This is a genomic window from Kutzneria kofuensis, assembly GCF_014203355.1.
In the GTDB taxonomy this organism is placed as follows: Bacteria; Actinomycetota; Actinomycetes; order Mycobacteriales; family Pseudonocardiaceae; genus Kutzneria; species Kutzneria kofuensis.
This window is the reverse complement of the sequence record NZ_JACHIR010000001.1, coordinates 3,962,570-3,983,346: the sequence shown is the minus strand read 5'-3', so window position 1 is coordinate 3,983,346 and position 20,777 is coordinate 3,962,570. Positions and strand designations below refer to the sequence as shown.

General features: G+C 70.8%; 20 protein-coding genes. 15 read left to right on the top strand and 5 right to left on the bottom strand.

What is annotated here, in order from left to right:
* Positions 1–20: 20 nt before the first annotated feature.
* Both pheA and BJ998_RS18320 read left to right on the top strand, forming a co-directional pair.
* Positions 21–941: a prephenate dehydratase gene (pheA, locus tag BJ998_RS18325; RefSeq protein ID WP_184863267.1), complete on the top strand. Its 921-nt coding sequence runs from the start codon at positions 21–23 to the stop codon at positions 939–941.
* The gene (locus BJ998_RS18320; RefSeq protein ID WP_312890185.1) at positions 938–1,564 is read left to right on the top strand and encodes a histidine phosphatase family protein; all 627 of its coding nucleotides are present in this window, start codon (positions 938–940) and stop codon (positions 1,562–1,564) included. The genes pheA and BJ998_RS18320 overlap by 4 nt, the downstream gene beginning before the upstream one ends.
* Here BJ998_RS18320 and BJ998_RS18315 read toward each other — a convergent pair whose 3' ends face one another.
* Both BJ998_RS18315 and BJ998_RS18310 read right to left on the bottom strand, forming a co-directional pair.
* A complete protein-coding gene (locus BJ998_RS18315) occupies positions 1,565–1,915 on the bottom strand; it encodes a metallopeptidase family protein (protein ID WP_184863265.1) in 351 nt (116 codons plus the stop codon).
* Positions 1,915–2,865 (bottom strand): septum formation family protein, encoded by a 951-nt coding sequence (locus tag BJ998_RS18310; RefSeq protein WP_184863263.1) that lies wholly within the window; start codon positions 2,863–2,865, stop codon positions 1,915–1,917. The genes BJ998_RS18315 and BJ998_RS18310 overlap by 1 nt, the downstream gene beginning before the upstream one ends.
* Before the next feature lie 67 nt (positions 2,866–2,932).
* On the opposite strand from BJ998_RS18310, the gene BJ998_RS18305 reads away from it, so the two are divergent.
* Genes BJ998_RS18305 through serS form a run of 4 tightly spaced genes read left to right on the top strand, consistent with a single transcriptional unit; the run spans position 2,933 to position 6,480 of the window.
* Complete coding sequence (locus tag BJ998_RS18305; RefSeq protein WP_184863261.1) at positions 2,933–3,562, top strand: hypothetical protein; 630 nt, start codon at positions 2,933–2,935, stop codon at positions 3,560–3,562.
* Between the two features lie 3 nt (positions 3,563–3,565).
* Positions 3,566–4,732 (top strand): glutathionylspermidine synthase family protein, encoded by a 1,167-nt coding sequence (locus BJ998_RS18300; protein ID WP_184863259.1) that lies wholly within the window; start codon positions 3,566–3,568, stop codon positions 4,730–4,732.
* Positions 4,733–4,745: 13 nt separating this feature from the next.
* Positions 4,746–5,171 carry a DUF350 domain-containing protein gene (locus BJ998_RS18295; protein ID WP_184863257.1) on the top strand — a complete coding sequence of 142 codons (426 nt, stop codon included), beginning with the start codon at positions 4,746–4,748 and terminating at the stop codon, positions 5,169–5,171.
* Positions 5,172–5,220: 49 nt separating this feature from the next.
* Positions 5,221–6,480, top strand: a complete 1,260-nt coding sequence (gene serS / locus BJ998_RS18290; protein ID WP_184863255.1) for a serine--tRNA ligase — start codon at positions 5,221–5,223, stop codon at positions 6,478–6,480.
* Positions 6,481–6,668: 188 nt separating this feature from the next.
* Here serS and BJ998_RS47570 read toward each other — a convergent pair whose 3' ends face one another.
* Positions 6,669–7,553, bottom strand: coding sequence for an LLM class flavin-dependent oxidoreductase (locus tag BJ998_RS47570; RefSeq protein WP_184863253.1), 885 nt, complete (start codon positions 7,551–7,553; stop codon positions 6,669–6,671).
* Between the two features lie 54 nt (positions 7,554–7,607).
* On the opposite strand from BJ998_RS47570, the gene BJ998_RS47565 reads away from it, so the two are divergent.
* The 7 genes from BJ998_RS47565 to BJ998_RS18250 are packed head-to-tail and all read left to right on the top strand — an operon-like array spanning position 7,608 to position 14,005.
* Complete coding sequence (locus BJ998_RS47565) at positions 7,608–8,420, top strand: HAD family hydrolase (protein WP_184863251.1); 813 nt, start codon at positions 7,608–7,610, stop codon at positions 8,418–8,420.
* 27 nt (positions 8,421–8,447) lie between these two features.
* On the top strand, positions 8,448–9,644 hold the full coding sequence (gene lhgD, locus BJ998_RS18275; RefSeq protein WP_312890184.1) for an L-2-hydroxyglutarate dehydrogenase: 1,197 nt from the start codon (positions 8,448–8,450) through the stop codon (positions 9,642–9,644).
* A 9-nt stretch (positions 9,645–9,653) separates the two neighbouring features.
* A complete protein-coding gene (locus BJ998_RS18270; protein WP_184863249.1) occupies positions 9,654–10,574 on the top strand; it encodes an NAD-dependent epimerase/dehydratase family protein in 921 nt (306 codons plus the stop codon).
* Between the two features lie 25 nt (positions 10,575–10,599).
* Positions 10,600–11,913: a lipopolysaccharide biosynthesis protein gene (locus tag BJ998_RS18265; RefSeq protein ID WP_184863247.1), complete on the top strand. Its 1,314-nt coding sequence runs from the start codon at positions 10,600–10,602 to the stop codon at positions 11,911–11,913.
* Between the two features lie 55 nt (positions 11,914–11,968).
* A complete protein-coding gene (locus BJ998_RS18260; RefSeq protein WP_184863245.1) occupies positions 11,969–12,733 on the top strand; it encodes a glycosyltransferase family 2 protein in 765 nt (254 codons plus the stop codon).
* Positions 12,730–13,092 carry a DUF2304 domain-containing protein gene (locus BJ998_RS18255; RefSeq protein ID WP_184863243.1) on the top strand — a complete coding sequence of 121 codons (363 nt, stop codon included), beginning with the start codon at positions 12,730–12,732 and terminating at the stop codon, positions 13,090–13,092. Before BJ998_RS18260 ends, BJ998_RS18255 begins: the two co-directional genes overlap by 4 nt.
* Positions 13,093–13,099: 7 nt before the next feature.
* Positions 13,100–14,005, top strand: a complete 906-nt coding sequence (locus BJ998_RS18250; protein WP_184863241.1) for a glycosyltransferase family 2 protein — start codon at positions 13,100–13,102, stop codon at positions 14,003–14,005.
* Between the two features lie 66 nt (positions 14,006–14,071).
* Here BJ998_RS18250 and BJ998_RS18245 read toward each other — a convergent pair whose 3' ends face one another.
* Positions 14,072–16,042, bottom strand: a complete 1,971-nt coding sequence (locus BJ998_RS18245) for a DUF6541 family protein (RefSeq protein WP_184863239.1) — start codon at positions 16,040–16,042, stop codon at positions 14,072–14,074.
* A gap of 149 nt (positions 16,043–16,191) precedes the next feature.
* Here BJ998_RS18245 and glf point away from each other — a divergent pair, with 149 nt between their 5' ends.
* Together glf and BJ998_RS18235 are read left to right on the top strand one after the other, a co-directional pair.
* Positions 16,192–17,379 carry a UDP-galactopyranose mutase gene (gene glf, locus BJ998_RS18240; protein ID WP_184863237.1) on the top strand — a complete coding sequence of 396 codons (1,188 nt, stop codon included), beginning with the start codon at positions 16,192–16,194 and terminating at the stop codon, positions 17,377–17,379.
* A gap of 1 nt (position 17,380) precedes the next feature.
* Positions 17,381–19,327, top strand: a complete 1,947-nt coding sequence (locus tag BJ998_RS18235) for a glycosyltransferase (protein ID WP_184863235.1) — start codon at positions 17,381–17,383, stop codon at positions 19,325–19,327.
* Between the two features lie 61 nt (positions 19,328–19,388).
* Here the strand turns inward: BJ998_RS18235 and BJ998_RS18230 are convergent, their stop codons facing one another.
* Complete coding sequence (locus BJ998_RS18230) at positions 19,389–20,645, bottom strand: hypothetical protein (protein ID WP_221338051.1); 1,257 nt, start codon at positions 20,643–20,645, stop codon at positions 19,389–19,391.
* Positions 20,646–20,777: the final 132 nt, after the last annotated feature.

Here is a 20,777-nt window from a genome sequence, read left to right as displayed (position 1 = left end):
GCGCGTCGTAGGGTGTCGCCGTGGCGCGCATCGGCTATTTCGGACCGCAGGGAACGTTCACCGAGCAGGCCGTGCGCCGGCTGGCCGATCCCGAATCCGACGAGTTCGTCCCGTTCGGCACCATTCCGGCGGTCGTCGCCGCCGTGCGCGCGGGCGAGGTCGAGCGGGGCTGCGTGCCGGTGGAGAACTCGGTCGAGGGCGCGGTGCCGGCGACCATGGACGCGCTGGCGCTGGGCGAGCCCGTCGTGGCCGTCGCCGAGCACGTGCTCCAGGTGCAGTTCACCCTGCTGGCGCGGCCCGGCACGGGGCTGGACGAGATCCGCACCGTGGCCAGCCACCCGCACGCGCTGGCCCAGGTCCGGGAGTGGCTGGAGACCAACCTGCCCAAGGCCACCGCCATCGCCACCGGCTCCACCGCCGCCGCGGCCAAGGAGGTGCTGGCCGGGGCGTTCGACGCCGCCGTGAGCGCGCCGGTGGCCGCGCTGCACTATCCGCTCACCGAGCTGGTCACGGGGCTCGGCGACGTGAAGGACGCGAAGACCCGGTTCCTGCTGCTGGCCAAGCCCGGCAACGTGCCGGCGCCCACCGGCGCGGACCGCACCTCGCTGGTCGCCGTCACGCCGAACGAGGTCGGCGCGCTGTCCGACGTGCTGCACGAGCTGGCGCTGCGGAAGATCAACCTGACCCGCCTGGAGGCGCGGCCCACCCGGGAGCTGTTCGGCACCTACCGCTTCTACCTCGACGTCGAGGGGCACGTGGCCGAGCAGCGCATCGGCGATGCCCTGGCCGCGCTGCACCGGCGCTGCATCGAGGTGCGGTTCCTCGGGTCGTATCCGCGCACGGACAAGGAGCCGACGGTCGTCGGCAGCCCCACCACCGACGCGGACTTCGAGGCCGCCGGCGAGTGGCTGGCCGCCATCCGGCGCGGGGAGAGCGCGTGACCGCCCTGCGGTTGGTGCTCGTCCGGCATGGCCAGACCCCGTCCAACGTCGTCAACTCGCTTGACTCCCGCCCGCCCGGGCCGCCGCTGACCGACCTCGGCCGCCAGCAGGCCGCCGCCGTCGCCGACGCGCTCGCCGCCCTGCCGGTCGTCGCCGTCTACGCCAGCGTGGCCGTCCGGGCCCAGCAGACCGCCGCCCCCATCGCCGCCGCCCACGGCCTGGACGTTCAGGTCGTCGAGGGCGTGCACGAGGCCTTCGTCGGCGACCTCGAGTGCCGCAACGACCCCGACGCCATGGCCGCCTTCTTCGCCGTGTTCCACCGCTGGACCCGCTCCGCCGAGCTCGACGTGCCGATGCCCGGCGGCGAGTCCGCCCAGCAGGTCCTCGACCGGTTCCTGCCCGTCGTCGCCGGCATTCGGTCCCGTCACGAGGACGGCGTTGTCGTGCTCGTCAGCCACGGCGCCGCCATCCGCATCTCCTCGTTCGCCCTTTCCCCGAACGTCGACGCCGAACTGGCCGACCAGCACCTGCTGCACAACGGCGGCCGGGTTGTCCTGGAGGCCGACGACTCGTCGCCCACCGGCTGGCGCTGCCTGGAATGGGCCGGCGCCACGGTGAACTGACTAGCCCCAGCCGAGGTCGTGCAGGGTGTTGTCGTCGATGCCGAAGTGGTGGGCGATCTCGTGCACCACGGTCACCGCGATCTCGTCGACGACGTCGTCCTCGGTCTCGCAGATGTCCAGGATCGCCTGCCGGTAGATGAAGATCTGGTCCGGCAGGGCGAATCCGTAATGACTGGTCCGCTCGGTCAGGGCGATGCCGTGGTACAGCCCGAGCAGGGACGGCTCCTCGGGATTGCGGTCCTCGACCAGGATCACCACGTTGTCCATGGCCTCGGCCAGCCGCGGCGGGACGAGGTCCAGTGCGTCGCCGACCAGCTCGTCGAAGCGGCGGTCGGTCATGGTGAACGCCATCAGCCGCCGGCCGGGGGAGCGCTGGTCGACGTGGCGGCCGCGCCGCCGCCGACGCCCTTGACCGAGTTGGTGATGCTCTGCAGCCCGCTGCCGTCCTCGAGCTTCTGGCCGATCTTGCAGTTGACCTTGGTCGAGCCCAGGTTCCAGCTCTCCTGCTTGATGTTGTCCCAGGTCAGCCCAAGCTTGTTCTTGCTGAGGTCGAAGCCGCCGGTGTAGTCGTTGGCCGCCTTCACGCAGCGCTCGGACAGCGCGGTCTGCTGCTTGTCCTCGGCCGGGAAGCCGTCCGGGAACTGAGACTTCAGGTCGACGATGCCGACGATCTCGTACGCGTGCTCGGAGGTGCAGGGCACGGGGTCGCTGACGGCCTTGTCCTTGATGCCCAGGCACGTCCCGACGGGGTAGATCGCCGACTGGTCGGCGGTCCTGGCCGAGCCGGTGGTGGGCTGCAGGCCCCCGGCGGGCCCGGCGGCCTGCACTCCGCAGCGAATGGTGCGGGCGCCCCCGGACCACTGCTGGGCGGTGGGGTTGAGGGCGTTGGCGGTGTACTTGCCGTTCGGGTCGAGCTTGCCGTTCATGTACTTGGACACGACCGGCCCGCAGTTGTCCTGGGCGATCTTCTGCCACAGGGTCGCGTCCGGGAACGGCGCGCCGCTCGGGTACTTCGACGTCAGGTCGACGGTGCCGGCGATCTCGAACAGGTGCTTGGCGGAGCAGTCCACCTTCGTGATGTCGGCGCTGCCGGCCGGCCAGGTCAGGCAACTCCCGTCGGGCGCGTCGAACGCCACGTTCGGGTCGTCGGCCGCGGCGGTCGCCGACAGGCCCTTGACCGGCCACGAGAACAGCGTGCTCGACGTCAGCACGACCAGGGCGCCCAGGACGGCGCCCACCATCAGCAGCCGGGTCTGGCCGGTCCGCCGTTTCGGATGAAACCACTCAGCGATTTCAGGCATCACAACCATGATGCCCGTGCGGACCGGCGGGCCGGGAGTAGGTACCGTGCACAGCAGGAGGGCGACCATGGCGGACGAAGAGCAGCCCGACGCGGCTGAGCAGCCGAAACAGGGGCGAATGCGGTTCCAGGACGGCTCGACCACGCCGCGTGAGCCCACGCTCGCGGAGCGCAGGGCGCGGGAGCGGGCGGCCGAGGAGGAGCGCGAGCGCGAAGAGGCCGAGCAGGCCGCCCTCGAGCGCAAGAAGAAGATCCGCAAGCGGGTGATGATCGGCGGCGGCGTCACGGTCGGCCTCGTCGGCATCGTGGCGGCCGCGTACGCGCTGTCCACCCCGTCGGAGACGGTCACCGCGCGCTGCACCGACGACAGCGGCGTGGTCGTCGACGACCAGTACTGCGACACGAACTCCGCCTACTTCGCCAGCAACGGCGGCTACTACAACTCGGGCGGCGGGTTCTTCATCTTCCCCGGCGGCCGGCAGTACCACTACTACTACGGCGGCTCCGGCGGCATCGGACAGCGGGCGGTCGGCGGCACGACCACCGCCCCGAGCGGCAACGCCACGGTGAAGACCGCCAGCGGCTCGACCATCTCGCGTGGCGGGTTCGGCGTGAAGAGCGGCAGCAGCGGGAGCAGCAGCGGCGGCGACAGCGGGTCGTCCAGCCACGGGAGCTCGGGCAAGAGCGGGGGCAGCTGAGCGGTGCGGCGGGAAACCTCACAGCCACGGGCGAACTGGCAGCAGACCGTGGCGGAGCAGGGTCTTGTGTTCGGCTCGCCGTCGGCCGGCGCGAACGGCGCGCAGCGGCCCTACTGGGACGAGTCGGCGCACTACGTCTTCGAGATGGACGAGATCCTGTCCCTCGAAGCTGACGTGGAGTTGCTGCACTCGATGTGCCTGGCCGCCGTGGACACGGTGGTGACGACCGAGCGGTACCGGGACTTCGCGCTGCCGGAATGGCTGTGGCCGGCCATCGCGGAGTCCTGGAAGCGCCGCGACCCGCACGTCTACGGCCGCTTCGACCTGCGCTACGACGCCACCGGCCCGGCCAAGCTGCTGGAGTACAACGCGGACACGCCGACCTCGCTGGTGGAGGCGTCGATCATCCAGTGGAACTGGAAGACCGACCTGCACCCGGACGACGACCAGTGGAACTCGATCCACGAGAAGCTGGTGGAGCGCTGGGGCGAGATCAAGGACCTGCTGCCGTCCAACGAGCTGCACTTCACCTGGTCCGGCGGCGACACCACGGGCGAGGACCACGTGACCGTGGCCTACCTGCAGGAGACCGCGGCCGAGGCCGGGCTGGACACCGTCGGCCTGGCCATCGAGGACATCGGCTGGGACCGGCTGCTCAAGCGGTTCGTCGACCTCGAAGAGGCGCCGATGAGCACCGTGGTGAAGCTCTACCCGTGGGAGTGGGTGACCGAGGAGGAGTTCGGCCGCTACGCCGTCGAGTCGCTGCCGGGCACGCTGTGGGTCGAGCCGCTGTGGAAGATGCTGCTGTCCAACAAGGCGCTGCTGGCGGTGCTGTGGGAGATGTACCCCGGCCACCCCAACCTGCTGCCGGCCTACCTGCACGAGCCGGGCATGCTCACCGAGTACGTGCGCAAGCCGCTGCTGGGCCGGGAAGGCGCCAACGTGCAGATCGTCGCGCCGGGCTACGAGACGCAGACCGGCGGCGTGTACGGCCGTGAGGGCTACGTCTACCAGCTGTTCGATCCGCTGCCCGAGTTCGGCGGCTACCGGCCGGTGCTGGGGGCATGGATCGTCAACGACGCGGCGGCCGGGCTCGGCATCAGGGAAAGTGTCGGACTTGTGACCGACGACGGGGCCGCTTTCGTGCCGCATCGCATCATCGAGTCGTGAATACTGCCTGGCCATGACGATCGCTTCACTCGGTCAGGGCATCGGGGCCATCGCGGCGTACGCGGTGATCGGTTTGGTGCTGATGCTCGCCGGTTTCTACGTCATCGACTGGACCACCCCGGGCAAGCTGTCGCAGCTGGTCCGGGACGGTCGTCCGAACGCGGCCGTGGTGACCGCGTCCGGCCTGTTCAGCCTGGCCTTCATCGTGGTCGTGGCGATCTACTACTCGCCGGCCAAGCTGTCCGACGGGCTGCTCACCTCGCTGGTGTTCGGCCTGGTCGGCATCATCGCCCAGGTGGTGGTGATGCGGATCTTCGAGTTCGCCATGCGGCTGGACATCGGGGCCATGCTGGCGGCCGAGAAGTTCACCCCGGCCAGCATCGTGGTGGCCGCGGCCAATGTGGCGTTGGGGCTGGTGGTGGCGGTCTCCGTCAGCTGAGCGGATATCCGCGAGGGGCCTGACCTGGGTACACGGTAGATTTCTCCGGGTGATTGACCTCAGGACACTGCGAGAGAACCCGGAAGCGGTCCGTGCGTCCCAGCGCGCACGTGGCGAGGACCCGTCGCTGGTGGACGCGCTGCTGTCCGCCGACGAGCGGCGCCGCTCCGCGGTGTCCCGGGCCGACTCGCTGCGGGCCGAGCAGAAGGCGCTGGGCAAGCAGGTCGGCAAGGCCCAGGGCGACGAGCGGGCGGCGCTGCTGGCCAAGGGCAAGGAGCTCGCCGCCGAGGTGAAGGCGGCCGAGGCCGAGCAGTCCGAGGCCGACGCCGCCCTGGTCGACGCGCAGAAGCGGATCCAGAACATCGTCGAGCCGGGCGTGCCCGAGGGCGGCGAGGACGACTACGTGGTGCTCAAGCACGTGGGCACGCCGCGGGAGTTCGACTTCACGCCGCGCGACCACGTGGAGCTGATGGAGTCGCTCGGCGCGCTGGACATGGAGCGCGGCGCGAAGGTCTCCGGCTCGCGCTTCTACTTCCTCACCGGCATCGGCGCCCAGCTGCAGGTCGGCCTGCTCAGCATGGCCGTGCAGCAGGCGGTCGCGGCCGGCTTCACGCCGATGATCACGCCGTCGCTGGTCCGCCCGGAGATCATGGAGGGCACCGGCTTCCTCGGCGCGCACGCCAGCGAGGTGTACCGGCTGCGCGACGACGACCTGTTCCTGGTCGGCACCTCCGAGGTGCCGCTGGCCGGCTACCACGCGGACGAGATCCTGGACCTGTCGGCCGGGCCGCGCCGCTACGCCGGCTGGTCGTCCTGCTACCGGCGGGAGGCCGGCTCGTACGGCAAGGACACCCGCGGCATCATCCGGGTGCACCAGTTCGACAAGGTCGAGATGTTCTCCTACTGCCCGCCCGAGCTGGCCGCCGAGGAGCACCAGCGGCTGCTGGCGTGGGAGGAGGAGATGCTGGCCAAGGTCGAGCTGCCCTACCGGGTGATCGACACCGCCAGCGGCGACCTCGGCGCCTCGGCCGCCCGCAAGTACGACTGCGAGGCGTGGGTGCCGACCCAGCAGACCTACCGTGAGGTGACGTCCACCTCGAACTGCACCACCTTCCAGGCGCGGCGGCTGAACATCCGCTACCGGGACGCGGACGGCAAGCCGCAGACGGTGGCCACGCTCAACGGCACGCTGGCGACGACCCGGTGGATCGTCGCGATCATGGAGAACCACCAGCAGGCCGACGGCTCGGTGCGGGTGCCCGAGGCGTTGCGTCCGTACGTCGGCGGCGTCGAGGTGCTCAAGCCGTAGCCGACGGCGAAACACGTGCGGCCCGTACCTGGTCCCCGAGATCAGGTACGGGCCGCACGTGGTCATCCAGCCCTCAGCGTCGCCTTGTCGCCCCGAACGACGCGCCGCGGAGGTCCCGGTTTCCCCTCGCCCCGGTCTGCATCTCCTACGACGCGAGGGGACGGCGGACCGTTCCGCGTGTCACCCGATCAGGTGACAAGTTTGGGGAGAACCTCGGCGGCGACGTCCTCCAGCACGGCCTCCGCGCCGGCGTAGACGCCGTCGTGCCGGGGCCAGGGCGCGACCACGTCGGTGAAGCCCAGCTCGGCCGCCCGGCCCAGGGTGTCCTCGTACAGCGCCCGGCTGGACAGCACGAACGTCGGGCAGGCATCGGCCTGGAGGTATCGATCCAGCTTGCCGAGACGGCGGTCGGTGGCCGCCAGAGCGTCGTCCATGCGGGCCGACGCCTCCGCGACGGACCGCCACCACTGCTCGACGTCGTCCCGCCTGTCGCCGCCGGTGGTGACCCAGCCGTTGCCGAAGCGGGCGGCCAGCCGCATGGTTCGCGGCCCGTTCGCGGCGACCACGAACGGCACCCGCGGCGACTGCACGCAGCCGGGCGCGGACCGCGCCTCCACCGCCTCGTACCACTCGCCGGCCCACGTGGTCAGCGGCGTGGTCAGCTGCTTGTCGAGCAGCTCCACGAACTCCTCGAACCGACCGGCCCGCTGCCCGGCGGTCAGGGGCTCCCGGCCGAGCACCTCGTTGTCGTAACCACCGAGCCCGCCCGCGCCGACGCCGAGCGTGAGCCGCCCGTCGGAGACGTCGTCCAAAGTGGTCAGCTCCCGGGCGAACGCCACCGGGTGCCGGAAGTTGGGGGAGGCGACCATCATGCCGAGCCGGATCCGCGAGGTGACCATCGCGGCCGCGGTGAGCGTGGGAACTGCCCCGAACCACGGCCCGTCCACCAGCGACCGCCAGCCCAGGTGGTCGTAGGTCCAGGCGTGGTCGAACCCGTACTCCTCGGCCGTCCGCCACTTCGGTTCGGCCACCCACCAGCGGTGTTCGGGGAGGATCACAATGCCAACGCGCACCCTTCGGACAGTAACGGGGCGCATTCGAGCCCGCAGGCAGGGCACGATGATGGGGTGCAGAAGCCCCTACTTGTCGCCTCCGACGTGGACGGCACCTTGCTCACGCCGGGCGAGGACATCAGTCCCCGCACGGCCGCCGTGATCGCCCGCGTGCTGGCCGACGGGGTGCCGTTCGTGCTGGTCACCGGACGTCCGCCGCGCTGGGTGCCGCGGGTGGCCGAGAAGGCGGGCGTGACCGGCTACGCGGTCTGCGCCAACGGCGCGGTGCTCTACGACATCGGCGCCGATCGCGTGATCGGAAAACACGAACTCGACGCGATCGCGCTCCAGGAATATGCACGTGCACTGACAACGGCCATCCCCGGCTGCCGCCTGGCGACCGAGCGGGTCGGCGAGACGGCGATGGACGGCGCCGGCGAGCAGTTCCTGGCCGAGCCCGGCTACACGCACCCGTGGCCCAACCCCGACTCGGCGGCCGCGCCGCGCGGTCAGGTGCTGGGCAAGGCCGCGATCAAGCTGCTGGCCCGGCACCCGGAGATGACCAGCGAGCAGCTGGCCGAGGCGGCGGACGCGGTGCTCGGCGACGAGGTCGCCGTGACGTACTCCAGCAGCGACGGGCTGATCGAGATCGCCACCGCCGGCGTGACCAAGGCGACCGGGTTGGCCGAGGTGGCCGATCGGCTGGGCATCGCGGCGGCGGACGTGGTCGCCTTCGGCGACATGCCCAACGACGTGTCGATGCTGACCTGGGCCGGGCACGGGGTCGCGATGGCCAACGCCCACCCGCAGGCGATGGCCGTCGCCGACGAGGTCACCGGCCCCAACTCCGAGGACGGTGTGGCCCTCGTCCTCGAGCGCTGGTTCTGAGCCGGCCGGCGGCTAGGCTGCGCAGCCGTGCGCGAATCGGATGTGGTGGTCGTCGGCGGCGGAATCGTGGGTCTGGCGACCGCGCACGAGCTGGCGGTCAACCGGGGCCGGTCGGTGACGGTGCTGGAGAAGGAGACCACCTGGGCCGCGCACCAGACCGGGCACAACAGCGGCGTCATCCACGCCGGGCTGTACTACAAGCCGGGCAGCCTCAAGGCCCGGATGTGCGTCGCCGGCAACGCGGCGATGGTGCGGTTCGCCCGTGAGCACGGCATCAAGCACGAAATCGGCGGCAAGCTGGTGGTGGCCATCACGCCGGACGAGCTGCCCCGGCTCCAGGTGCTGGCCGAGCGGGCGGCCGCCAACGGCGTCCCGGCGCGCATGATCAGCGCCGAGCAGGCCCGCGAGTTCGAGCCCGAGGTGGCCTGCGTCCAGGCGCTGCGGGTGGAGAGCACCGGCATCATCGACTACGGCCAGGTCTGCCAGGTCCTCGCCGACCGGCTCGTCGACCACGGCGCGCAGCTGCGCGGGGGAAGCCCGGCGCTGGCGATCCGGGAGTCCTCCAGCGGCGTCGAGGTCGCGACGCCGACCGGTGTGGTGCGGGCCAAGGTGCTGGTCAACTGCGCCGGCCTGCAGGCCGACCGGGTCGCCCGGCTGGCCGGCCGGCGTCCGGCGGCGCGCATCGTGCCGTTCCGCGGCGAGTACTACGAGCTCCGTCCCGAGGCCCGCGACCTGGTGCGGGGCCTGGTCTACCCGGTGCCCGACCCGGCGCTGCCGTTCCTCGGCGTGCACCTCACGCGGATGATCGACGGCAGCGTGCACGCCGGCCCGAACGCCGTGCTCGCGCTGCGCCGCGAGGGCTACCGCTGGCGCGACATCTCGCTCACCGACATCCTCGACACGGCGACGTTCCCCGGCACCTGGCGGCTGGCCCGCAAGTACGCCCGTACCGGCGTGGACGAGGTGCTGCGGTCGCTGTCGCGGGCCCGGTTCGCGGCGAGCCTGGCTCGGCTCGCGCCCCGGATCCGACCCGAGGACATCGTCCGGGCCGGTGCGGGCGTTCGGGCGCAGGCGATGCTGCCGGACGGCTCGCTCGTCGACGACTTCCTGTTCGAGCTGGCCCCGCGCCAGGTGCACGTGCTCAACGCGCCGTCGCCGGCCGCGACCAGCTCGCTGCAGATCGCCGAGCACGTGGCCGACAAGGTGCTGGACCAGCTTCTCTAGGCTGCCGCCATGCGTGTGATGGTCACCGGTGGCGCCGGCTTCATCGGCTCGAACCTCGTGGATCGGCTGCTGTGCGACGGGCACGAGGTGGTGGTCATCGACGACCTTCGCCGTGGCCGCAAGGAAAACCTGGCGAATTCGGCCGCCGAACTGGTCGAGCTGGACGTGACCAGTGCTCAGGTCGACAGCGTGGTGGCCGCGGCCCGGCCCGAGGTGATCTTCCACCTGGCCGCGCAGATCGACGTCCGCCTCAGCGTCTGCCAGCCCCTGGTCGACGCGCAGCAGAACGTGCTCGGCGCGCTCAACGTCGCCGAGGCGGCCCGCCGGCACGGCACACGCAAGATCGTGTTCGCCTCCTCGGGCGGCGCCATCTACGGCGCGCCGGACCGGCTGCCGGTGGCCGAGACGGCGCCGATCGACCCGCGCTCGCCCTACGCGGCGGCGAAGGTGTGCGCCGAGGTCTACCTCGACACCTATCGCCGGTTACATGGCCTGGACTGCACCCACCTCGCGCTGGCCAACGTGTACGGGCCGCGGCAACACCCGTTCGGCGAGGCCGGCGTGGTCGCGGTGTTCGCGGAGCGGCTGCTGGCCGGGCAGCCGACCAAGGTGTTCGGCGACGGCGGCAACACCCGCGACTACGTCTACGTCGACGACGTGGTCGACGCGTTCGTGACGGCGGCGGGCACCGTCGGCAGCGGCCGCCGCTACAACATCGGCACCGGCATCCAGACCTCCGACCTGGAGCTGCACACCCTCGTCGCCAAGGCCGTCGGCAGCGCCGACGCGCCCGAGTTCGCCCCGTCCCGGCTCGGCGACCTGCGGGCGTCCGCGCTGGACGCCGCCGCGGCGGAGCGGGACCTGGGCTGGCGGCCGACCGTCGAACTGGACGAGGGCGTGCAGCGCACGGTGGACTACTTCCGGGGCTGACCGACCGGGTCATTACCCTGGCCGGGTGACTTCGTCGACGGGCGCCGCCAAGGCAAACGGCAGGGGCAACATCGGCTCGGCCGTGCTCATGGGCGGCGGGCTGGTCGTGCTCGGCGCGGCCGGCTACCTGTTCCTCATCGTGGCCGGCCACACCCTCTCGGTGCCGGACCAGGCCGCCGTGAAGTCGGTGTACTTCCTGATCAACATCATCGGTCCCGGCCTGTTCTTCGCGCTCGAACAGGAGACCAGCCGGGCCACCACCAGCACCATCGCCGCCGGCCGCCCGGTGCGGCACGTGGTGCGCAACGCCGTGCTGCTCGGCGGCGGCCTGCTGGTCGTCGTGCTGGCCGTGCTGGCGGCGCTGTCCCCGGTGCTGGTCGACGTGGAGCTGAGCGGGCACTGGCCGCTGCTGTGGGCGGTGCTCCTGGCGGCGTTCACCGCGGCCTGCATCTACCTCATGCGAGGCCTGCTCGGCGGCATGCAGCGGTTCGGCGGCTACGCGGCCACCCTGGCCGGCGAGGGCCTGTTCCGGCTGCTGCCCTCGGTGGCGGTGGCGATCGGTGGGGTCGCCGCGGCCGGCACGTACGGCCTGATCTTCGCCGGTGGCACGCTGATCGGCGCGCTGCTGGGCCTGCCGTGGACGCGCAACGCCCCGGAGGGGCACGCCGAGGGCGGCGAGCGGCTGTCCGACATGGCCCGCGGCCTGCTGCTGCTCGTCGGCGCGATCCTGCTCACCCAGCTGGTGGCCAACCTGCTGCCGCTCGTGGTCAGCGGCCGGCTGGGCACCGACAACCCCGACGCCAACGCCTTCGCCTCGGTGTTCGTGCTGGTCCGCGTGCCGCTGTTCCTGTTCGCCCCGGTGCAGGCCATGCTGCTGCCCGCGCTCACCGCGGCCGTCACCCGCGGCGACTTCGACACGGTGCGGTCCCGCGTGCGGCTGGTGATGGCCGCCGTCATCGCGGTCGGCGTGCCCGGCGCGATCCTGTCGTGGCTGCTCGGACCGTGGGCGGCGAAGCTGTTCTTCGGCGGCGACGTGACGCTGCCCGGCAGCATCGTCGGCCTGCTCGGGGTCAGCACCATCCTCCTGATGACCGTGCAGGCGCTGCAGCCGGCGCTGGTCGCGATGGGCCGCCACCACGCCGTCACGGTCTCGTGGGCGGCCGGCACCGCGGTGCTGTGCGGGGTGCTGTTCCTGGTGCCCGGCGACGTGCTCTGGGTGGCGGTGGCCGCACAGCTGGCCGGGCCGGCGGTCGTGGCCGCCGGCGTGCTGTTGTCGCTGGCCAGGGGGCTGCGGACGGCCGGCTCCCGGCCGGCAGCGCCCGCTTCGGCCGCGGTCTGACCGGGGCGAACGGCCCGAATCGGGATCCGCCGCGGTGGCCGCTACCCTGTGCACCGTGTCGAGTGAATCCACTGGTGGACGTCGCGCGCTGATCGTCGTGCCCGCCTGGAACGAAGAGGAGGCCGTCGGCGACACCGTGCGGGAGATCTTCGCCGCGCTGCCTGAAGCCGATGTCCTCGTGGTCGACGACGGCTCGTCCGACCGCACCGCGCAGGTCGCCCGCGCCGCCGGCGCCAAGGTGCTCGAACTCCCCATCAACCTCGGAGTCGGCGGCGCCATGCGCGCCGGCTTCCGCTACGCCGTCCGGCACGACTACGACGCCGCCGTGCAGTGCGACGCCGACGGTCAGCACAACCCGCTCGAGGTCAAGGACCTGCTGGCCAAGCTGGACGAGGCCGACATCGTCATCGGCGCCCGGTTCGCCGGCGAGGGCGACTACCAGGTCCGCGGCCCCCGCAAGTGGGCCATGAAGGTGCTCGCCTTCGTGCTGTCCCGGCTGGCCGGCACCAAGCTGACCGACACCACCTCCGGCTTCAAGGCGACCGGCCGCCGCGCGCTGCCGCTGTTCGCCGAGAACTACCCGGTCGAATACCTCGGCGACACCATCGAGTCGCTGGTCATCGCCTGCCGGGCCGGCTGCAAGGTCGTCCAGGTGCCGGCGCACATGCGGGAGCGCCGGGCCGGCACGCCCAGCCACAGCCCGTGGAAGGCGTCCATCTACCTGTTCCGCGCCGGGTTCGCGCTGCTGCTGGCGCTGATCCGCCGCTGGAACGTCTCCGTCAAGGCCGCCACTCCGGTTGTGAGCGAGGTTTCGGTATGAGCCTGAGTGCGCACATCTTCGCCATCGTCGGCAGCGTCATCGTGCTGCTCGGCATCATCGAGATGCTGCGCCGCCGCCAGCTCAGCGAGAAGTACGCGGTGCTGTGGCTGGTCGTCGGCGTGCTGATCCTGGTGCTCACGGTCTTCCCGGGCCTGCTCACCTGGTTCAGCCAGGTGATCGGCATCCAGGTGCCGACCAACCTGATGTTCTTCGTCGCCATCGTCTTCCTGGTCGGCGTCTCCATCCACCAGTCGTGGGAGCTGTCCCGGCTGGAGGACGAGACCCGGCGGCTGGCCGAGGACGTGGCCATCCTCCGGCTGGAGATGGACGAGAAGCTGAAGCAGAAGGCGGACGGCTGAGCCGGCGATGGGCACCATCGACATCCTGATGCCGTACTACGGCGACGTCGGCCTGATGCAGGACGCCGTGCGCAGCGTGCTCGCGCAGGACGACCCGGACTGGCGGCTGACCGTCGTCGACGACGGCAAGGCCGAGGGCGTGCCGGAGTGGTTCGCCGGGCTCGGCGACGACCGGGTGCGCTACTTCCGCAACGAGCGCAACCTGGGCGTCACCGGCAACTTCAACCGCTGCGTCGAGCTCGCCGAGCACGACCGGATGGTGCTGTTCGGCTCGGACGACCTGCTGCTGCCCAACTACGTGCGCACGATTCGCGCGCTGGAGCAGCGCTACCCCGACGCCGGCATGATCCAGCCCGGCGTCGAGGTGATCGACGGCGACGGCAACCCGGTGCGCACGCTGGCCGACGAGACCAAGCGCCGGCTGTACGCCCCGAAGATCACCGGCAGCCGGCTGATGGCCGGCGAGGAGCTGGCGGTCAGCCTGCTGCGCGGCAACTGGCTGTACTTCCCGTCGGTGGCCTGGAAGGCCAAGGCCGTCAAGGAGATCGGCTTCCGGGACGACCTGAGCATCATCCAGGACCTGGCCCTGGTGCTGGACCTGATGGAGCGCGGCGAGAGCCTGGTCGTGGACGACACGCTGAGCTTCCGCTACCGGCGGCACAACGCCAGCGCGTCCGGCTGGACGGCCATCGAGGGTTCGCGGTTCGTGGAGGCGCGCAACTTCTTCGTGGAGGCCGCCGAGCGCATGGAGCGGCGTGGCTGGCCGCGGGCGGCCAAGGCGGCCCGGGCGCACCTGTCCTCCCGGCTGCACGCGCTGACCGTGCTGCCGGCCGTGCTCAAGCAGCGCAACGCCGCCGGTGTGAAGACGTTGGTACGGCACGCTTTCGGGCCGAGCCGGCACATCGACACCTGATCGATCCGCACTGGACGGAATCTCACCGGCGGGGCGTCGTCCGAAGTGGACGGCGCCCCGCCGGCGTCAGCAGGCGGTGAGCTTGTACAGCTTCAGGTCGCCGTCCGAGTCGACCAACTGGAAGCCGGGGCGGCCGGCCGGGTCGACGATGCCGGAGTAGTTCTTGATCCGGGGGTCGGTGGGCCAGAAGTGCAGCTCGCCGACCACGAGGTAGTCCACGTGCAGCAGCCGGGCGTCCTTGCAGGTGGTGGGGTCGCTGGCCGCGCTGACCAGGTGCTGGGCCAGGTAGCGCTGCTCGGCGCTCCACGCGATGTCCAGGTGCGGGAACAGCGGCCGCCGGTCGGCCAGCGCCCAGATCAGGCCGCTGCCGTCCCACGGGTTGTTGGCGATGACCGAGTCCTTCGGCACCTCGGACGAGATGCGGGTGAAGAACGCCTGCTCCCGCGGGTCGACCATGGTGTCGTTGGGGGAGTTCTCGACCCTCGTGTACGTGAAGGCGACGGTCTCGACCTGGTTGCGGAAGTACAGGCCCTTGGCCCCGACGATCACCAGCAGGGCGAGCACGATGGCCAGGCCGGTCGCGGAGGCGCCGAGACGGCCCAGGCGCGGCCGGGGGCGCTCGGCGAGCCAGGTCTTCAGGCAGCCGGCCGTGGTCACGACGGCGACCACGAGCAGCGGCACCGTGACGACCGGCAGGATCGCGGCCAGCCGGAACGAGTCGTTGTACCAGTAGCCGGTGATGAACTGGGTGTACGTGCGGTTCACCGAGGCGGTCAGGATGAACATCGCGCCGATGGCGGTGAACGCGCCGACCAGCCAGCGCTGGTCCCGCATCCGCCACACCAGGACCAGCCCGACCAGCACGGCGATGGACGCCGCCCACAGCGAGCTGCGGCCGTTGGTGCCGTTGAGCAGCACCTCGCCCAGCGCCCGCGACGAGGTCTCGAACGGCGGCCAGTAGAAGGTGCGCACGGTCTTGAACGCCGGCGAGGTGGCGACGAACGCCCAGCCGAGCAGGAACACCACGACGGCGGCGGTCAGGCCGATGGTGCCGCGCCGGCCCTGGCCCTCGGAGCGCATCCGCCGCGACCACCGCCAGATGCCGGTGAACAGCGGGAACACCGCGATGACGACCATGCTGAACAGCGAATTGGGGTGCGCGAAACCGCCGGCGAGCAGCACGAACGGCGCCATCACCCAGGCCCGGCCGCGGCCGATCAGGTCCTCACGGGCCAGGCCGGACAGCGACAGCACGACGGCGATGCCGGCCGGCACCAGCGCGAGGCCGAGGGTGTTGGGCCACAGCACGCCGAAGGACAGCAGGCCCCACGGGAACTGGCTGAAGGCGAGGCTGAACAGGCCGGTCATGGCCAGCGCGACGGGATTGCGGCCGACGATCTGGCGGACCAGCAACACGCAGGACAACGGCCAGATCAGCACCGCGAGCACCCCGGTCAGCGCGTTCGCGGCGATCGGGATGGAGGTGCCGGTGCTGAGCACGCCGAGCGAGGCGAAGTCGTGCCAGCCGGCCGGGTAGAAGGTCGCCGGCGCGATCGGGTTGCCGAGCGTGCCCATGGTCAGCGACGACGCGTTGTGGGCGTCGAGGATGTAGGCGATCGCGTTGTAGTGGAAGACGGCGTCGAAGGTCTGCGACAGCTCGTCGGGACGGCCCATGCCCAGCACCACGACGGCCGCGCCGAACAGGACCGCCGGCAGCACGCCGAGCAGGCCGGCCAGGGTGACCGGCCGCGGGTCCGACAGCACGGCGCCGCGGGAGCGGCCGCGCAGCAGCAGCGCCACCACGCCGGTGACGACCACCGCTATCGCGACGGCCACGGCGGCCGTGCCGACCCCCCAGTCGATCCCCAGCTTGCCGGCGACCACGGCGGCCGTGCTGACCACGGCCACGCTCAACGTGGGGGCCATGCCCCACGCGGCTGTCCCGCGCAGGCCGACCAGCCACGTCATCAGAAGTCCGGGCACGATCAACCAGCCGGCGGACGCCAATGCGACCGGAACGGCGTCCCACCAGTTCATCGAAGAACCTCGTCACGTCGTCACTCAGGCACTCGGCCGCAGTCTAGGAGTTAGCTCGATCGTGCCTTCACCCGAGGTCGGTAGGGGTAAGATGCCCGGGGCCCCCGCCGATTCGGTGACCCGCGGTGACCCGGGTACCCTGGCTCGCTGTGAGCTTCTCGGGCTATGACCTGATCATCGTCGGTTCCGGATTCTTCGGCCTGACCGTGGCCGAGCGTGCCGCCACGCAGCTGAACAAGCGCGTGCTGGTGCTCGAGCGCCGCGAGCACATCGGCGGCAACGCCTACTCGGAGCCGGAGCCCGAGACAGGCATCGAGGTGCACCGCTACGGCGCCCACCTGTTCCACACCTCCAACAAGCGGGTGTGGGACTACGTGAACCAGTTCACCGAGTTCACCAACTACCAGCACCGGGTGTTCGCGCGGGCCAAGGGCCAGGTCTACTCCTTCCCGATGAACCTGGGTCTGATCAACCAGTTCTTCGGCAAGTCGCACACGCCCGACGAGGCCCGTGAGCTGATCGCCAAGCAGGCCGCGGAGTTCGACACCGCCGACGCCAGCAACCTGGAGGAGAAGGCGATCTCGCTGATCGGTCGCCCCCTCTACGAGACGTTCATCAAGGGCTACACGATCAAGCAGTGGCAGACCGAGCCCACCGAGCTCGCGCCGTCGATCATCACCCGGCTGCCGGTCCGCTACACGTTCAACAACCGGTACTTCAACGACACCTACGAGGGTCTGCCGGTCGACGGCTACACCGCCTGGCTGAACCGGATGGCCGACCACCCGAACATCGAGGTGCGGCTGAACACCGACTACTTCGACGTGCGCGACCAGATCCCGGCCAAGACCCTGACGATCTTCACCGGGCCGCTGGACAAGTACTTCGACTACAGCGCGGGCGAGCTGGGCTGGCGCACGCTGGACTTCGAGACCGAGGTCCTGCCGGTCGGCGACTTCCAGGGCACCTCGGTGATGAACTACAACGACGCGGACGTGCCCTACACCCGCATCCACGAGTTCCGCCACTTCCACCCGGAGCGCGACTACCCGACGGACAAGACGGTCATCGTCCGCGAGTACTCGCGGTTCGCGGAGAGCGGCGACGAGCCGTACTACCCGATCGACAGCGAGGACAACCGGGCAAAGCTGCTGCAGTACCGGGAGCTGGCCAAGGCCGAGGCCGCCGAGAAGAACATCCTGTTCGGCGGTCGCCTGGGCACCTACAAGTACCTCGACATGCACATGGCGATCGGCTCGGCGCTGAGCATGTTCGACAACAAGATCACCCCGTACTTCGTCGAGGGCCGTACCCCGAACGGCTCGTTGGAGGACTGACGTGACCGAGCAGACGACCATCGGGCAGCAGGCGCCCGCGGCCAAGCGGGGCGGCTCGGCGGAGCGTTCCGCCGAGAAGCCCGCCGTCCGCACCGGCACGGTGTTGCAGCGGGTCATCCTGCCGCGCGACGAGGACCCGCTCGACGTCAGGCCGCTGTACCTGGACGAGTCGAAGAACTCGCACAGCCACGTGAGCGGCCGCACCGAGGTGACCGTGCCGCGGTCGGCCAAGGTGTCCTTCGGCACGTACTTCAACGCCTTCCCGGCCAGCTACTGGAAGCGGTGGACCCGGGTCGACCAGGTCGTGCTGCGGCTGACCGTGCGCGGCTCCGGCCGTATCGACGTGTACCGGTCCAAGCCCAATGGCGACACCGTGCACATCGAGGGCCTGCCGGTGCGCAGCCCCAAGGCGTGGACCACCGCCGAGGTGAAGGTCGCGCTGACGCCGTTCGAGGACGGCGGCTGGCTGTGGTTCGACGTGTTCACCGACGACTCCACGGTGGACATCAAGGACGGCGCCTGGACCACGCCGCTGGAGCTGCCGCGGCAGTCCATCGGGGTGGCCATCACCACGATGCGCCCGGTGGACGCGGTGATCGCGCTGCGCACGCTCGGCGAGGACCCGGCCGTGCTGTCCGTGGTGGACCGGGTGTTCGTCGCCGACCAGGGCAACGTCCGGGTGCGTGACACCGAGGGCTTCGCCGAGGCGGCCGCGGGGCTGGGCGACCGGCTGCACGTCATCGAGCAGGAGAACCTGGGCGGCTCCGGCGGCTTCGGCCGCGGCATGTACGAGTCGATCGTCAACAGCGACGTCGACCAGATCATGCTGATGGACGACGACATCCGGCTGGAGCCGGACGCGCTGCTGCGGTCCAACGCGTTCGCGCGGGCCGCCACCCAGCCGCTGATCGTCGGCAGCCACATGCTCAACCTGCAGGCGCGGTCCCGGCTGCACAGCTTCGGCGAGGTCATCGACCTCGGCTCCTGCTACTGGCGGGCGGCGCCGGGCGCGGTCACCGACCACGACTTCGGCTCGAAGACGCTGCGCAAGTCCAAGAAGGTGCACCGCCGGATCGACGTCACCTACAACGGCTGGTGGATGTGCCTGTTCCCGCGTGAGGTCGTGCAGCGCACCGGCATGCCGCTGCCGCTGTTCATCAAGTGGGACGACGCCGAGTACTCGCTGCGGGCGCAGGAGAACGGCTACCCGACGGTGAGCCTGCCCGGTTCCGCGGTGTGGCACATGCCGTGGACGGACAAGAACGACGCCACCGACTGGCAGGCCTACTTCCACACCCGCAACCGGCTGATCCTGGCCGCGCTGCACAGCCCGTACGACGTGCGCAAGACGCTGGTGCAGCAGGGCCTGAAGCTGTCGCTGCGGCACCTGCTGTCCATGGAGTACTCCACGGTCGCGTTGCAGCAGAAGGCGATCGAGGACTTCCTGGCCGGCCCGGACCGCCTGTTCGACTCGCTGCGCACGGCGCTGCCGGACGTGCAGGCGCTGCGCAAGAACTACAGCGACGCCAAGACGGTGCCGTCGGCCCGGGAGTTCCCGCCGCCGACCTTCGACATGGTCCGCGCCGAGCACATGCTGCGGCCGCCGGTGAACCCGGCGGTGATCATGGTGAAGGCGTTCGAGGCGCTGCTGCACAACCTGAAGGACCCGGACCCGGACGCGGTGAACCGGCCGCAGATCAACGTGCCGGCCACCAACGCGCGCTGGTTCCTGCTGGGCAACCTGGACAGCGCCACGGTGTCCAACGCGGACGGCAGCGGGGTGTCGTTCCGGCACCGCGACCCGAAGGAGTTCCGCGAGCTGGGCAAGCGGGTGCTGGCCAACTACCGGCGGCTGGCCGCCGAGTGGCCGCGGATGAAGCGGGTCTACCGGGACGCGCTGCCCGAGCTGACCTCGGTCGAGTCCTGGGGCAAGGTCTTCACCAAGTAACAGGCGTTCGCGCGGGCGGCGCCCGTCCCGGATTCCGGGGCGGGCGCCGCTGCGTTCGGACTCAGCTCAGTCGGTACAGCGCGGCCGCGCCCGCGTCCAGCGAGACGTTGATGCGGTCGCTCTGCACCTGCCGGTAGTTCTGGCTGCGCGCGTCGAACTGGCTGACGCCGCCGAACCGGCCCGGCACCGGCGAGACCGTCACCGAGGAGTGCCGGTCGTACTGCCGGTTGACCACGAGCAGCCAGCGGGTACGGTCGTTCGGATCGCCGCTGCGGAACCGGCCGATGATGACGGGGTCGCCGCTGACCGCGGACAGCACGTCGTCCGCGGCGAACGGGGTGACGCCGCCCGGGTTCTGTGGGTCGTTGAAGTGCACGACCTGTTCGGACACCAACGGCTTGAGCTGCCGGCCGACCGGCGAGAGCCAGCCGGTGTTGATCTGCTGCGCCGCCCGGTAGCGCTCGGTGCGCCGGCCGTTGAGGTCGATGATCGCCGGGCCGAACCCCTCACCGCGGGCCGGATCCGGCGTCCAGTAGGTGAAGTACTGGATGCCCTTGGCGCCGTAGGCCAGGCTGACGTTGATCAGCCACAGCATCTCGGCGCCGTTGGTGGCGCGGAAGGTGTTGCTGCCGACCGACTGGATGAACGTCCACGTGGGCAGGCCGTGGTTGAGGCCGGCCTGTCGGATGGTGGCCCAGTTGGAGAAGTAGCCGGCGTCCAATCCGGACGACAGGATCGGGTAGCGGTCGAACGACAGCAGCGCCGGCTGCACCGTCTGGATGAACTGCTCGACGAACTGCTGGTAGCCGCCCGGCGGGAAACCCAGGTCCGGCGGCAGGTTCGTGTACGGCAGCATGGTCGGCCGCAGCGAGCGGGCGATGGCCAGGGCACGGCCCAGCGTCGGGAACAGGTCCGCCCACGGCTCGTCGAACATGTTGAAGCCGGCGAACGACGGGTGCCCGCCGTAGGCGTCCAGCGCGCGCTGCACCAGGGTCCGGCCGTCCGCGGTGGTGATGGACATCGGCACCGAGCGGTCGTCGCTGATGGTGAACCAGCGGGTGAGGTTGCGCAGCTGGGTGTCGTCGGAGATGAGCACCTTCAATCCGACCTGGTCGGCCTGCTGCAGGGCCCAGCCGATGATGTTGCCGTCGTCCAGGTAGTTGCCGGTGATCACGAAGGTGAACCCGGCGTCCCGGATCTCCTGGTACCGGGCCTGGGTGGTCTGGTCCGGCGGTGGCGGCCAGAAGATCCCGATCGGGAAGTCCGGGCCGCCGATCAGGGGCAGTCCACCGGCGTCCGCGGCCTGCGCTTCGGTCATGATCGCCTCCGGCGGGTCGGGTGAGATGGATCACCATACGCATGTCCCACGGTAGCCAGTCGGTGACGCGCGGACACCGCCAGCCGGGTTCTTGTCTTGCAACGAAAGAGCCCCGCCCGAGGGTCGGGCGGG

Coding starts and splice junctions, on each gene's coding strand:
- BJ998_RS18315 (WP_184863265.1), bottom strand. CDS start 1,915: ATGGCGTTCACCATGACCGACCGCCGCTTCGACGAGCTGGTCGGCGAC.
- BJ998_RS18310 (WP_184863263.1), bottom strand. CDS start 2,865: ATGCCTGAAATCGCTGAGTGGTTTCATCCGAAACGGCGGACCGGCCAG.
- BJ998_RS18305 (WP_184863261.1), top strand. CDS start 2,933: ATGGCGGACGAAGAGCAGCCCGACGCGGCTGAGCAGCCGAAACAGGGG.
- BJ998_RS18295 (WP_184863257.1), top strand. CDS start 4,746: ATGACGATCGCTTCACTCGGTCAGGGCATCGGGGCCATCGCGGCGTAC.
- BJ998_RS18270 (WP_184863249.1), top strand. CDS start 9,654: ATGCGTGTGATGGTCACCGGTGGCGCCGGCTTCATCGGCTCGAACCTC.
- BJ998_RS18255 (WP_184863243.1), top strand. CDS start 12,730: ATGAGCCTGAGTGCGCACATCTTCGCCATCGTCGGCAGCGTCATCGTG.
- BJ998_RS18250 (WP_184863241.1), top strand. CDS start 13,100: ATGGGCACCATCGACATCCTGATGCCGTACTACGGCGACGTCGGCCTG.
- BJ998_RS18245 (WP_184863239.1), bottom strand. CDS start 16,042: ATGAACTGGTGGGACGCCGTTCCGGTCGCATTGGCGTCCGCCGGCTGG.
- BJ998_RS18230 (WP_221338051.1), bottom strand. CDS start 20,645: ATGACCGAAGCGCAGGCCGCGGACGCCGGTGGACTGCCCCTGATCGGC.